Annotated in this window: 12 protein-coding genes and 1 pseudogene; 9 read left to right on the forward strand and 4 right to left on the reverse strand. The window is 70.5% G+C overall.

Features of this window, described 5'->3' with window-relative positions; translation table 11 throughout:
• Positions 1-219 precede the first annotated feature (219 nt).
• On the forward strand, positions 220-957 hold the full coding sequence (locus EAO76_RS00950; protein WP_148832314.1) for a VOC family protein: 738 nt from the start codon (positions 220-222) through the stop codon (positions 955-957).
• Between the two features lie 330 nt (positions 958-1,287).
• Here the strand turns inward: EAO76_RS00950 and EAO76_RS00955 are convergent, their stop codons facing one another.
• Positions 1,288-2,079: a pentapeptide repeat-containing protein gene (locus EAO76_RS00955; RefSeq protein WP_148832315.1), complete on the reverse strand. Its 792-nt coding sequence runs from the start codon at positions 2,077-2,079 to the stop codon at positions 1,288-1,290.
• 251 nt (positions 2,080-2,330) lie between these two features.
• On the opposite strand from EAO76_RS00955, the gene EAO76_RS00960 reads away from it, so the two are divergent.
• The 3 genes from EAO76_RS00960 (at position 2,331) to EAO76_RS00975 (ending at position 7,087) form a co-directional block, all read left to right on the forward strand.
• The gene (locus tag EAO76_RS00960) at positions 2,331-2,951 is read left to right on the forward strand and encodes a bifunctional 2-polyprenyl-6-hydroxyphenol methylase/3-demethylubiquinol 3-O-methyltransferase UbiG (RefSeq protein ID WP_148832327.1); all 621 of its coding nucleotides are present in this window, start codon (positions 2,331-2,333) and stop codon (positions 2,949-2,951) included.
• A 283-nt stretch (positions 2,952-3,234) separates the two neighbouring features.
• The gene (locus EAO76_RS00965; protein WP_262375202.1) at positions 3,235-3,774 is read left to right on the forward strand and encodes a hypothetical protein; all 540 of its coding nucleotides are present in this window, start codon (positions 3,235-3,237) and stop codon (positions 3,772-3,774) included.
• Between the two features lie 1,246 nt (positions 3,775-5,020).
• Positions 5,021-7,087 carry a discoidin domain-containing protein gene (locus EAO76_RS00975; protein WP_187438410.1) on the forward strand — a complete coding sequence of 689 codons (2,067 nt, stop codon included), beginning with the start codon at positions 5,021-5,023 and terminating at the stop codon, positions 7,085-7,087.
• A 6-nt stretch (positions 7,088-7,093) separates the two neighbouring features.
• Here the strand turns inward: EAO76_RS00975 and EAO76_RS47450 are convergent, their stop codons facing one another.
• Positions 7,094-7,483, reverse strand: coding sequence for an alpha-galactosidase (locus EAO76_RS47450; protein ID WP_399461259.1), 390 nt, complete (start codon positions 7,481-7,483; stop codon positions 7,094-7,096).
• Between EAO76_RS47450 and EAO76_RS45740 the strand changes: the two genes are divergently transcribed.
• Both EAO76_RS45740 and EAO76_RS00990 read left to right on the forward strand, forming a co-directional pair.
• On the forward strand, positions 7,482-7,961 hold the full coding sequence (locus EAO76_RS45740) for a DUF485 domain-containing protein (protein WP_148832319.1): 480 nt from the start codon (positions 7,482-7,484) through the stop codon (positions 7,959-7,961). The two genes, EAO76_RS47450 and EAO76_RS45740, sit on opposite strands and share 2 nt — an antisense overlap.
• 26 nt (positions 7,962-7,987) lie before the next feature.
• A complete protein-coding gene (locus EAO76_RS00990; RefSeq protein WP_148832332.1) occupies positions 7,988-9,577 on the forward strand; it encodes a cation acetate symporter in 1,590 nt (529 codons plus the stop codon).
• A gap of 66 nt (positions 9,578-9,643) precedes the next feature.
• On the opposite strand, the gene EAO76_RS00995 is transcribed toward EAO76_RS00990, so the two are convergent.
• Together EAO76_RS00995 and EAO76_RS01000 are read right to left on the reverse strand one after the other, a co-directional pair.
• Positions 9,644-10,231: a hypothetical protein gene (locus tag EAO76_RS00995; protein ID WP_187438411.1), complete on the reverse strand. Its 588-nt coding sequence runs from the start codon at positions 10,229-10,231 to the stop codon at positions 9,644-9,646.
• Positions 10,152-10,604 (reverse strand): PadR family transcriptional regulator, encoded by a 453-nt coding sequence (locus tag EAO76_RS01000; protein ID WP_148832323.1) that lies wholly within the window; start codon positions 10,602-10,604, stop codon positions 10,152-10,154. The genes EAO76_RS00995 and EAO76_RS01000 overlap by 80 nt, the downstream gene beginning before the upstream one ends.
• 119 nt (positions 10,605-10,723) lie before the next feature.
• Here EAO76_RS01000 and EAO76_RS01005 point away from each other — a divergent pair, with 119 nt between their 5' ends.
• The 3 genes and pseudogenes from EAO76_RS01005 to EAO76_RS01015 form a co-directional block, all read left to right on the forward strand.
• Positions 10,724-11,140, forward strand: a complete 417-nt coding sequence (locus EAO76_RS01005; protein ID WP_148832325.1) for a PPOX class F420-dependent oxidoreductase — start codon at positions 10,724-10,726, stop codon at positions 11,138-11,140.
• 85 nt (positions 11,141-11,225) lie between these two features.
• Positions 11,226-11,570, forward strand: coding sequence for a hypothetical protein (locus tag EAO76_RS44285; protein WP_187438412.1), 345 nt, complete (start codon positions 11,226-11,228; stop codon positions 11,568-11,570).
• 333 nt (positions 11,571-11,903) lie between these two features.
• A pseudogene (locus tag EAO76_RS01015) lies at positions 11,904-12,092 on the forward strand (sensor histidine kinase); the annotation flags it as partial.

The following is a 12,092-nucleotide window of genomic DNA, read 5'->3' on the forward strand; positions in this document are numbered from 1 at the left end:
CCCCCCCACCCCTGAGGCATCTCCCGATCACATTACCCGTCCAGCAATTCGGTACGAGCCGACACCGACCAGCTCCCGGCAACCGACCCGCACCCCCGGCACAGACACGCTCCACCACCGAATCAAGAAACCGGGCAAGGCCCCGCACCGCCTCGACCAGGGCAAACACCTGCATGGTCACGGCAGCCGGGGTCTGCGGCAGCTTCTAGGATCTGCGGCATGGCAACAAGACTCGTACAGATCAACATGAAGGCCCAGGACGACTCCGCGCTCGGCCGGTTCTGGGCGGAGGCACTCGGTTGGGGTGTCGACAGCGAGGCACCCGGCGTCACCAACCTCGAACCCGTGGGTTTCGCCTACCCCGACCCCGCAGCCGTCTGCATCGACATCATCGTCCACCCGGAACCCAAAACGGTGAAGAACCGGGTGCACCTCGATCTGGCCACCACCTCGACCGCCCATCAGGCGGAGCTGATCACGCGCCTGAAGGGTCTCGGCGCGACGCTCGCCGACGTGGGCCAGGGCGACGTCCCCTGGACGGTCATGGCCGACCCGGAGGGCAACGAGTTCTGCGTTCTGGAGCCCCGGCCGGTCTACCGGGACACCGGGCCGATCGCCGCAGTGGTGGTCGACTGCACCGACCCACGACGGATGGCCCGGTTCTGGGACCGGGCGACGGACTGGACGCTGCACGAAGTCACCGACGACCACGCGACCATGCGGTCCGCCAAAGGCGTCGGCCCCTACCTGGAGTTCGTCCGCACCCCCGACGCCAAGAGCGTCTGGAACCGCGTCCACCTCGACGTCTGTCCCTACCCCGGTGACGACCTGGAGGCAGAAGAAGCCCGGCTGCGCGCCTTGGGCGCCGCCGACCCCGGTATCGACCAGTCCGCGATCTCCTGGACGATTCTGACCGATCCGGAAGACAACGAGTTCTGCCTCCTCACTCCTCGCTGACCTCGATCAGTGGCTCCGGCCGACTGACCGGTTCCGGGGCGACGACGAGAACCGTGTGGCGTCGGCACATGCCGCCGGAGACGGGGAAGGGGCAGGGAGCGCGGAGAGGAGATGGGGACTGCGGTGACACGGCGTTCGCCCTTGCCTGCGTCCAGGCCGGAGAAGACGCCGGGGAAGACCCCGATGTCGATCGTCTGCAGTCCCCTCCTCCCCATTCTCGGCCGACCTCGCCCGGGGCACCGAACCTCCACACCCGCGTCGCGAAGAACCTTCCGGCCCCGGCAGCACCAACCCCGGACCATGAACGCCGAAAGGCGACAAGGGGCTTCCTCAGGCCGTCGGATCGTGTCTGAACGTGGCCGAGCGCAGGCCCTCAAGGGCGTTGAGGGTTTCCTCCTCGAACCGGGCGTAGCCCTCGAAGGTCGCCGAGTCGAAGGTGGCGGGGCCGTCGAAAGTGGCCTCCTGGAACGTGGCGGTTGCCCCGAAGGTCGTCGACGTGAAGTCGACGGTGGACCTGAAAGGCACCTCGTCGAACCGGGTGAACTCCTTGAAGGTCACGCCCTCGAACGAAACCGCGCCCTCGAAGGTCGCCCGGTCGAAGGCGGCCATGCCGGTGAAGGTCGCGCCCTTGAACGAGGCCCTGCTCTCGAACGTTGCGTCCTGGAAACCCCCGTAGGTCTTGAAGGCCGCCCCTTCGAAGGAGGCCGGGGACTCGAAGGTCGCGCCCTCGAACCAGCCGTCGTCCTGGAAGGTCGCCTCGTCGAACACGGCGCTGCCGCCGAAGGTCACCGCGTCGAACCAGGCGTTGCATTCGAAGACCGCCGACGCGAACCGGACGTCACCCATGACGGGCTCCCCGCCGGCGAAGCTGTCGCGCAGGGCATCGAGCAGGGAATCCCAGAGACGGTCCTCGAAGGTGGTGCCGCGCAGGTCGAGGTCCGCGCCGGGGCGCAGGTCGTCCAGGTAGGCACGGCGGCCGGTGGAGGTCAGGTGGGTGAGGCAGGCCGTGTGGCCGGGGACATGTATGCCCCGGCAGCCGACCGGGTCCTGCTCCCCGGAACCGTGGCCGCAATGCGGCCACGACGGCACGATCGGGGACGGGTTGGGACGTGGATCCGTCATGGGGCCTTCCGGGTCCGGGTCGGTGGGGTGAGGTCAGTGAGGTCGGTGAGGTCGGTGAGGTGAGATCGGCGGGGTGGGGTCGAAGGGACGATAGTAGGGGCCGTGCCGGGGAACTCGTACACCGTCCAGTCCGGAAGAACAACCGGCGCAAAGGCTGAGAAGCCCCCGCTGAAGGAGTGGGGGCCGGCCACGGACCCGGGCGAAAAGCGGTCGCGATCCTGACACGCGCGCCCTAGCGTGCGCGCGTGGACATGAGGGATCCGAAGGAAATGGTCCGGCGCGGGTACGACGCGCTCTCGGAGCACTACGAGCGGGCGTTCGACAGCGAGACGAAGTACGGGCCGTGGATCGAGGAGTTGCTCGGGCGGCTTCCCGAGGCGGGCACGGTTCTGGACCTCGGGTGCGGCAACGGTGTTCCCGTGGCCCGGTCCCTGGTGGCGGCGGGACACCGCGTGACGGGCGTCGACATCAGCGAGGTCCAGATCAGCAGGGCCCGGGAGCTCGTGCCGGGCGCCGACTTCGTCCGGGCCGATGCCACGGCGTTGGAGTTCCCACGGGGGAACTTCGACGCAGTCGTCTGCATGTATGCCCTGATCCATGTGCCGGTGGAGGAACAGCCGCCCCTGCTGGAGCGGATCGCTTCCTGGCTGCGGCCCGGAGGCTGGTTCCTGAGCACCACCGGGCATCGTGCCTGGACCGGGACCGATGAGAACTGGCTCGGCGGCGGGGCCCCGATGTGGTGGAGTCACGCCGACGCCGGGACGAACCGCGCATGGCTCGTGCGGGCCGGTCTCGACGTGGTCCACGAGGAGTTCGTACCCGAGGGCGACAACGGCCACGTCCTGTTCTGGGCCCGACGCCCTCCGGAATGACAGCGGCCGGCCGAAGGAGGTGGGCGGCGGCACCGCCTCTGAACGGATGGAACTCCGGTCGATGATCGACGAACCGGCGGGTCGGGAAGGTCCTGAACTGGGCCGCTCCCGGTTGGGCCGCTCCGGGTTGGGCCGGACCGGGTCGGGCCGGACCGGGTCGGGCCGGACCGGGTCGGGCCGGACCGGGTCGTACGGGCACCGGGCCCTCGCCGCACCTCGTGGTCCGGTGTTATTGAGGTGTGGCGGGGGCAGTGGTGGTGCACACTTCTTCGCCGTGGAGATCATGAAGGGCGAGCTACGGCGTCTTCGGTCCGGTCCGGGGGCCGAGGACGGTCGGCAGCGGCCGTTCCTCGTACGGGTCCGGTTCGCCGCCGAGGATCCCGATCGGGTCATTGCCGACGCGCGTGCGGCGCTGGCGTGCGTGGTCGAGCGGGCGGGCGACTGGCCCGCATTCGAACGGTGGCCTCGGCTGCTGCCGGAGCGGTTCGTCCAGCGGTGCGCGCCCGAGCCCGCGGAGCCGAAGCCCGAGTCCGATGAGTCCTTCGGCACCGGGGCATGGCTGCGGCAGTGGCGGACGATGACGCCGGAGCAGAAGAGGGCCGCCTGCCAGGGGCCGTGGTCGCTGTCGGACTGGCTGCACTGCTTCGATCCGACCGAGGAAGGGTCCGGCGACGATCGCGGCTGGTGGTGGTGGCACGCGGGAACCGACGAAACGGGAGGCGGCTGGGTCCAGGTGGCCACCACCGGCTGGCCGTTCGGCAGCGGTTCGCTGTTCTGGCTGATCGAGGCCAGTGGCGGCACGGATCTCGCCTATGCGCCGTGAGCGTTGCGCACCGTACGCGGCACGCCCGCGGTAGCAGCCGGCAAAGGGGGACCATGATCCGCGGCCGGGGTGTCGGACCGTGCCCTGTGCCCCTGTTGCCCACGTGGCGTGTCCCGTGCCGTGTGTGGCGGCTTGCGTGGTGGCGGCTTGTGTGGTCCCGGCGCCCGGCGTGACTGTCAGTCCGGCCGCGTAGCGTGGAAACCGGTGGAAGCCATTGGTCGACAGGTTGATCGCAGGGCCGACCGGCACCGGCAACGGGGGGCGGAACATGGGTGCGGAGCATGTCGTGGGTCTCGTCGGAATGCTCGTGGTCGTCGGGGGCGTGACGGCCATCGTGATGGTTCTGCGGAGCGAATCCATCCTGCCCCCGATGGTCGTACACCCGTTGTGCGCCACGTGCGGGCACTCACAGCCCGAGCGCTCCCGGGGCAAGCCGGCCCGGTGTCTCCACGATTACGGGCACAGCAGTTGGAACAACGACAGTTACGGCAACAGCCAGCGAGCATACGGCGGTTCGTGCGACTGCTCCGAGTTCCGGCCCAAGGACCGCGCGATATGAAGCCGCACCCCCCACGGCCATCGGGCCGGGGCGTACGCATATGGCCTTGTTCCTGACGATCTGACCTGGTCGTGTTCGGCGATGGCCTCGGGTCGCCCGACTGTTGTGCCCGCGTCGTAGCGGGTGGCCGGGTGCCGGTTCTTCGAGCCGGACGGTCGGCCGCGGTCGACGGCCGGGCAAGGCGGAGCAGGGGTGAGCGGAGCGCGGGTGGGCGAGGCGGAGTGCGGGTGGGCGGCGGCACCTGACCATGCGCACCGGTCCGCCGCTGCGGGCGTGCGGAGCTCCGGGCGGGTCCGGCCCAGTGTCTGCTCGATCATCCGGAAGGTGTGCCCGAGATCGAATCCGCACAGGAACGCCTGTCGGCGCAGAAGCGGGAACGGACCCGGCTTGTCGTTGAACTCCCTTTCCAAGAAGGGAAGTTCATGGAGCAAAGGCCGCCTCCCGATCGATCGCGACGAGGCCGCCGGACAAGGGACGGATGCGGGCGAGAAGATCGCCGACCGCGGGCGGAGCATCCCGACGGACATACTCGGCCTCCTGCTCCCGGAGGGCCAACGCCCCCTCCCCTGCCGCGTGTTCATCACCATTTCCCGGCGACAGCCCTTGTCCAGGGGGTTGGCGCTGCGGGCTCTCGTGCCTAACGTATGAGCAGAACATGAGCCCAACTCACATTTAAGGATTCAGGTGATGACCACGGTTCAACCTCTGCACCACAGGCTCAGATCCCTCGCGGTGGTGTCACTGCTCCTCACCGTGATGGCCCTGGTGCTCGGTCCGAGGCCCAGCTCCGCGGCGGAGCCCGGCTGGTGGGATCCGGTCGCGCGCCCCTCGCCCGACTCGCAGATCGGCGTCACGGGCGAGCCCTTCAAGGGCACCGACGCCCAGGGCCGGGTCAGGGGCTTCGCCGACGTCCACGACCACATCATGTCCAACGAGGGCTTCGGTGGTCGGCTGATCTGCGGAAAGCCGTTCTCGGAGCAGGGTGTCACCGACGCCCTCAAGGACTGCCCCGAGCATTATCCCGACGGCTCGCTCGCCATCTTCGACATGATCACCAAGGGCGGCGACGGCAAGCACGACCCCGATGGGTGGCCCACGTTCAAGGACTGGCCCGCCCACGACTCGCTGACCCACCAGCAGAACTACTACGCCTGGATCGAGCGGGCGTGGCGCGGCGGCCAGCGGGTACTGGTCAACGACCTGGTCACCAACGGCGTGATCTGTTCGGTCTACTTCTTCAAGGACCGCGGTTGCGACGAGATGACCGCCATCCGCCTGGAAGCGAAGAAGTCGTACGACATGCAGGCCTTCGTCGACAAGATGTACGGCGGTCCGGGCAAGGGCTGGTTCCGGATCGTCACCGACAGCAAGCAGGCCCGCGAGGTCATCGAGCAGGGCAAACTGGCCGTCGTCCTGGGGGTCGAGACCTCCGAGCCGTTCGGCTGCAAGCAGGTCCTGGACGTCGCGCAGTGCGGCAAGGAGGACATCGAGCGCGGCCTGGACGAGCTGTACGAGCTGGGCGTGCGCAGCATGTTCCTGTGCCACAAGTTCGACAACGCCCTGTGCGGAGTGCGCTACGACTCCGGCGCCCTCGGCACGGCCATCAACGTGGGCCAGTTCCTGTCGACCGGCACTTTCTGGAAGACGGAGACCTGCCGCGGTCCGCAGCACGACAACCCCATCGGCAACGCGGCGGCGCCGGAGGCGGAGAAGCGGCTCCCGGCCGACGTGTCCGTCCCCACGTACGCCTCGGACGCGCAGTGCAACACCCGCGGGCTGACCGACCTGGGCGAGTACGCGGTGCGCGGCATGATGAAGCGCGGCATGATGCTGGAGCTCGACCACATGAGCGTCAAGGCCGTGGGCCGGGCCCTGGACATCCTGGAATCCGAGTCGTACCCGGGTGTCATCTCCTCGCACAGCTGGATGGACACGGGCTGGACCGAGCGGCTCTACAAGCTCGGCGGATTCGCCGGTCAGTACATGAGCGGCTCCGAGGCGTTCAGCGCGGAGGCCAAACGTACGGACGCGCTGCGTGAGAAGTACGGGGTCGGCTACGGCTACGGCACCGACATGAACGGTGTCGGCGGCTGGCCGGCTCCGCGGGGCGGGGACACCCCGAACCCGGTGAAGTACCCCTTCCGCAGCACGGACGGCGGCTCGGTGATCGACAAGCAGACCACCGGCGACCGCACGTGGGACTTCAACACCACCGGCGCCGCGCACTACGGCATGGTCCCGGACTGGATCGAGGACATCCGGATCGTCGGCGGCCAGGAGGTCGTGGACGACCTCTTCGCGGGCGCCGAGTCCTACCTCCGCACCTGGAGGAGCTCCGAGAAGCACAGGTCCGGCAAGAACCTGGCCTCGGGCGCGACGGCCTCGGCGTCCTCGTCGCAGTGGTGGAACCCGTTCGTCGAATTCGCGCCCGGCCGGGCCGTGGACGGCGACACGGGCACCCGCTGGGCCAGCGAGTGGAGCAACGACCAGTGGCTGCGGATCGATCTCGGTTCCACGGTCCCGGTCGAGCGCGTCACTCTCGACTGGGAGGAGGCGTACGCGAAGTCGTACCGCGTCGAGCTGTCGGAGGACGGCACGAACTGGAAGACGGTGTGGTCCACGACCACCGGTGACGGCGGCCTGGACACGGCGCGGTTCGACGCGACCCGCGCGCGTCACGTGCGGGTTCAGGGGCTGGAGCGCGGCACCAAATGGGGCTACTCACTCCGGGAGGTCGGCGTCTACGGCGGCTGACGGCGCCTATGCGGTGGTGCCCGGAGCGGTTGACGGCACCAGCGCGACGGCGACCGCGGCGACTGGCGGCGCCGATACGGCAGTACGACGGCGCCCGGGGCCGGGGCCGGCCGGATCAGTTCTCCCGATCCGGCCGGCCCCGGCCGACTTTCCGATCCCGTCAGGTTTCCCGAACCCGACCGGCTTTCCACCCCGGCCTGCTTTCCCGGCCCCGGCCATCGAGACGTGGAAGCGGTACCGGATCGAGGTCGGGCGGGCGCTGAAGCTGTTCGGACTGTCGGTGACCCAGGCGCCCATGGTCCGGGCGGGCAGCAACTGGCCGTACCCGTGCTGGATCGCGACCCGGTCGGCGGCGTCGGTGTTGTCGGACGTCCAGACCGTCTTCACCGACACCATGAACACCACGTTCGACAAGCTCTTCGCCGCGACGTCCGCCGACGTCACCGTCAACCCGAAGGACTTCGAGGGCCACGACGAGGCGGTCCCGGACAACGGCAGGCCCGCCACGGTCCCCGCCTCCGCCGTCGAGCGGGCCGCGTCGGCCACCGGCGCGGAGTCCGCCGAGGGCGGCGTCGTCAGCATGTCCGTCCCCGGCCGGCACAGCGACCTGCGCCGGCTGCGCACCTCGTACCGCTCGCTGCGCCGCGTCGCGGTCCTGACCGCGCTCGGCTACTTCGTCGTCTTCCTGCTGCTCTCCGGCTTCGCCAAGGACCTGATGGGCCGGCCCCTGTTCGCCGGCCTCAACGTCGGCCTCGCGCTGGGGCTGTGCCAGGTCCCCGTGACGGTCCTCGCCGTCGTCCGGTACGAGCGGACCGCCCGCCGCACGGTCGACCCGCTGGCCGCCCGGCTCCGAAGAGCGGGAGAGGCCCGGTGAACGTGTTCGACGACTCCGCGCAGTCGATGTCCCTGGTGGCCTTCCTCGCCGTGGCCACGGTGGCACTGCTGCTCTGCGTGATGACCGGCCCGGACCGCGACGACCTCGACGAGTTCTACACCGGCTCCCGCTCGCTGCCGCCTCTGTACAACGGTCTCGCCCTGGCCGGCGACTACCTCTCCGCGGCCACCGTCCTCGGCACCACCGGCATCATCGCCCTCACCGGCTACGACGGCACCATCCTCGCCCTGAGCATCACGCTCTCGCTCGTCCTGCTGATGTTCCTGCTGGCCGAACCGCTGCGCAACGCGGGCGGGTTCACCATGGGCGACCTGCTCGTCCGCCGCACCCCCGGCCGCGCCGTCCGCATCGCCGCCTGCGCGGTCACCCTCGCCGCGCTCGTCCCCATGATGGTCGTCCAACTCGCCAGCAGCGGCGACCTGTTGTCCTTCATCCTGGGCTTCGACAGCTCCGGGTTCCGCACCGGCGCCATCATCGGGCTCGGCACCCTGATGATCGGCTACTCGGCGATCGGCGGCATGAAGGGCACCGCGCTGATCCAGATCGTGAAGACCGTGGTCCTGCTCGTCGCCTCGCTCACCATCGCCGTCCTGGTCATGGACCGGTTCGGCTGGGACACCGGCGCCCTGCTCGGAGCCGCCCGGCAGAGCAGTGGCGCCGGGGCCGCCTATCTGCGCTCGGGGCTCCAGTTCGAGGGCAGCGGGCTCGACATGGTCAGCTCCGAACTCACCGTGGTCCTCGGCGCCGCCTGCCTGCCCCACGTCACCATGCGCATGACGAGCGCCCGCTCCACCGCGGTCATGCGCCGCTCGCTGTCCTGGGCGGTCGGGGTGGTCGCCACGATCTGCCTGCTGCTCGTCGTGATCGGCCTCGGCGCGGGCGCCCTCGTCGGCCACGAGCGCATCACCGAGGCCGGCGCCTCCGGGAACAGCGCGATCCTCCAGATCAGCGGAGTCGTCGCGGGCAGCGGCCGGGCGGGGGCGCTGATCGTCACGACCATGACGACGGCGATCTTCCTGACGCTCCTCGCCTCCGTCGCCGCGATGATCCTCGCCTGCGCCAACTCCCTGGCGCACGACCTGTTCGCCCACGGCCTGCACGGCGTGCGCCGCCCGGACCGCAAGCCGCTGGCCGGCCTGTCCGAGATGCGTACGGCCCAGGCCGCCGCGATCGTCGTCGGCCTGCTCGCCACCACGCTCGCCGTCATGGCCCGGCACTGGAACGTGCAGGCCCTGGCCACGCTCTCGTTCTGCGTCGGCGCGTCCGCCCTGTCCCCGGCGCTCATCTACAGCATCTTCTGGCGCCGCTTCACCCGCACCGGGCTGCTCAGCACCCTCGTCGTCGGCACGCTCTCCGTACTGGTCCTGATCACCGGCACCAACCTGGTCTCCGGCTCGCCCAGTTCGGTCTTCCCCGACCACGACTTCAACTGGTTCCCGTACACCACGACCGGCCTCGTCTCCATCCCGGCCGGTTTCCTGGCGGGCTGGCTCGGCACGGTGCTCCCCCGCCACACGGCCCCCGCGGCCCGCCGCCTCTACCAGGCGGAGGAGCCCCGGATCCTGGCGGGAGCACCACCGGGGCCGCGACGCTGAGCCCGCGCCCGCCGCGGCCCGGCCGACGAGGCCCCGCCGCTCCGCCCCGGCCCGACCGGCGAAGCCCTACCGGTCGGCGCCGGGCGCGGCGGCCTTCCTGCGCCGCGCGTCGGCGACGGCGTACGACAGTCCGGGGAGGCACAGCACCGGGGCCGCCCACAGCGGCACGGTGAACAGCGTCTCGCCGCCGCCCAGCCACCGGGACGTCAGCACCACGGCCAGGGCGACGACCAGGCCGATCCCCGCGTTCCTGCCGAGCCCCAGGTTGCCGCGCCGCAGCTCCCAGGTGACCGTGACCGCCGCCACGACGGCCCAGAAGACGAGATCGTCGACGCCCACGGCCCGCTCGGGGGTCCACCGGATCAGGCACACGATCAGGATCAGTCCGCCGAGCGCGGAGCAGACCATGGCCGCCGCGCGCAGCAGCCGATGGCCGAACGGGGCGCGGGCCCGCGCCCAGGACGCGGCGAACTCCTTGACGTCGTCGCCCACGACGTCCTGGGGCGTGCGCCCCGCGGCCACCGCGTCCTCCAGATGGGCGGAGAGCTCGTCGAGCATCTCCCGGATGGACTCTTCATCGATGCCCCGGTACGCCCAGTTGCTGCGGCAGACCGCGAGCACCTGCTCGTTCGTCATGGTCCGCTGATTCGTCATGATGCGATCCCCCCGTGGGTTCGGTGGCGGCCAGGATCTGCCCCACATGCCCGCTGAAGGCATGCCACACGGCCCGGCCGCTCGCCAGTTCGACATGTCCCGCCTCGGTCAGGCGGTAGTACTTGCGCGGGGCGCCGCCGCTGGCCGACGGGGCGCGGTACGAGGAGATGACCCCGTCCCGCTCCAGCCGGGCGAGCAGCGGGTAGATGCTGCCCTCGCTCACGAGATCGAGCCCGCCGTCGGCGAGCGCCGCCACGAACTCGAAGCCGTAGCGCGGCCGTTCGGCGATCAGCGACAGCAGACACAGATCGAGCACTCCGCGCAACAGTTGGCTGCGACGCTGGTCATTGTTGGCGGGCAGCCCCTTTGTCATGCGGTACAAGGTAGTCAGTCATTGTCTTGTTCCGCAAGATACTTGTGGCGCAAGGCAATGACCGGCTCCGGCACGACCGCCCGGACGGCCTCGACCGGACGGGCATTTAGGCTCCCGGCATGTCCATTGAAATGAACGCCACCGTGCGCGACCTGCTCGACTCGCCCCACCCGGCCGTCCTGTCCACCCTCAACCCCGACGGCAGCCCGCAGAGTTCGGTGGTCTGGGTGAGCCGCGACGGCGGCGAACTGCTGATCTCCACCCAGCAGGGCCGGCGCAAGGAACGGAACATGCTCCGCGACCCGCGCGTCGGCCTGACCGTCTTCGACCCCGCCGACCCCGACCTGTACGTCGAGATCCGCGGCACCGCCGCCGTCACCGAGGACACCGGGCGCGCGATGGCCGTCCGCATCGCCGAGGAGTACCTCGGCCCGGGCGGCGGCAAGGAGTACCTGGAGGCCCCGCCGGAGCACGTCCGGGTCGTGGTCCGCATCACCCCGACCAAGGTCCTCGGCAACGCCACCAAGGCCGTCTAGAGCGCATTCCGGCGGTCCCGCCCCGCGACGGGGAGTCGTACGGTCCCTCGGGAACTTCCGGGAAGCGGCCGACGTCCCAGTGATCATGAGGGAACGAGTCGAAGCGCTGAGCGGTACCGGGGTGGGCCTGGCCGGTGGATTCGCCGGGCTGCTGGGATGGGCCGCGGACGCCGAGCTCCGGGCACGCGCCGGGTTCGAAGCGGGACCGGACTGGAGCGTGCTGTACGCGGAACTCCCGCTGACCGTTCTCATCGGGGTGGCGGTCGCCCTGTCGGCGTGGCTGCTGCCCCGGCGCTGGCTGACCGGGCCGCCCGCTGCCGGATACGCGGGCCGCGTCGTGCTCGTCGCCATGGCGCTGGCCGGTTTCTGGCTGGCCGTCCAGGGCTGGTACGCGGGCCTCCCCGAGCCGGTGCCGGACCACAAGCCCTGACAAGCCCTGGGGGCCGTCGGACACCCCGCCACACGGATGGGCCGGACCGACGGGAGATCAGGACCGCGCCGACGGTGGCTGGAGCGCGCGCCGGAGCGCCGCCTTCGCCGGGTCGGCCGGCCGGCAGTCGGGGTCGCACGGCAGGTGCGCGTAGACGTCGGGCCGGGCCCCGGACATCGGCCGGCTGCGCCACGCCCTGGGCGAGAGCGAGAACTGACCCGGACGCGCGACACCACGTTCCGTCGCACGGTGTGGTGAAGGTCAGGGCGCCGGGTCGGTGTCGGGTCCGGGTTGGCGGCAGGGCCTGCACAGGCCGTCGTGGAACGCTTCGGGGCGGCCGGGATGACGGTGGAGCTGTCGGTGGACGGGGAGGCCCGCGCGTACGCCCCCGAGGTGGAGCAGACCGCGTACCGGGTGGTGCAGGAGGCCCTGACGAACGTGCACAAGCACGCGGCGGGCGCGCGGACGTGGGTGCGGCTGGCGCATCGTGACGCGGAGGTCGCGATGCAGGTGGAGAACGGG

The organism is Streptomyces sp. sk2.1 (genome assembly GCF_008120935.1).
GTDB lineage: Bacteria > Actinomycetota > Actinomycetes > Streptomycetales > Streptomycetaceae > Streptomyces.

Excerpts from the sequence above, each read along its gene's own strand:
- EAO76_RS47450 (WP_399461259.1), bottom strand. The coding sequence starts at position 7,483 with ATGGTGTCGGTGAAGACGGTCTGGACGTCCGACAACACCGACGCCGCC.
- EAO76_RS00965 (WP_262375202.1), top strand. The coding sequence starts at position 3,235 with ATGAAGGGCGAGCTACGGCGTCTTCGGTCCGGTCCGGGGGCCGAGGAC.
- EAO76_RS01000 (WP_148832323.1), bottom strand. The coding sequence starts at position 10,604 with ATGACAAAGGGGCTGCCCGCCAACAATGACCAGCGTCGCAGCCAACTG.
- EAO76_RS00990 (WP_148832332.1), top strand. The coding sequence starts at position 7,988 with ATGTCCCTGGTGGCCTTCCTCGCCGTGGCCACGGTGGCACTGCTGCTC.
- EAO76_RS00995 (WP_187438411.1), bottom strand. The coding sequence starts at position 10,231 with ATGACGAATCAGCGGACCATGACGAACGAGCAGGTGCTCGCGGTCTGC.
- EAO76_RS00960 (WP_148832327.1), top strand. The coding sequence starts at position 2,331 with ATGAGGGATCCGAAGGAAATGGTCCGGCGCGGGTACGACGCGCTCTCG.
- EAO76_RS00950 (WP_148832314.1), top strand. The coding sequence starts at position 220 with ATGGCAACAAGACTCGTACAGATCAACATGAAGGCCCAGGACGACTCC.
- EAO76_RS00955 (WP_148832315.1), bottom strand. The coding sequence starts at position 2,079 with ATGACGGATCCACGTCCCAACCCGTCCCCGATCGTGCCGTCGTGGCCG.
- EAO76_RS45740 (WP_148832319.1), top strand. The coding sequence starts at position 7,482 with ATGAACACCACGTTCGACAAGCTCTTCGCCGCGACGTCCGCCGACGTC.
- EAO76_RS01005 (WP_148832325.1), top strand. The coding sequence starts at position 10,724 with ATGTCCATTGAAATGAACGCCACCGTGCGCGACCTGCTCGACTCGCCC.
- EAO76_RS00975 (WP_187438410.1), top strand. The coding sequence starts at position 5,021 with ATGACCACGGTTCAACCTCTGCACCACAGGCTCAGATCCCTCGCGGTG.
- EAO76_RS44285 (WP_187438412.1), top strand. The coding sequence starts at position 11,226 with ATGAGGGAACGAGTCGAAGCGCTGAGCGGTACCGGGGTGGGCCTGGCC.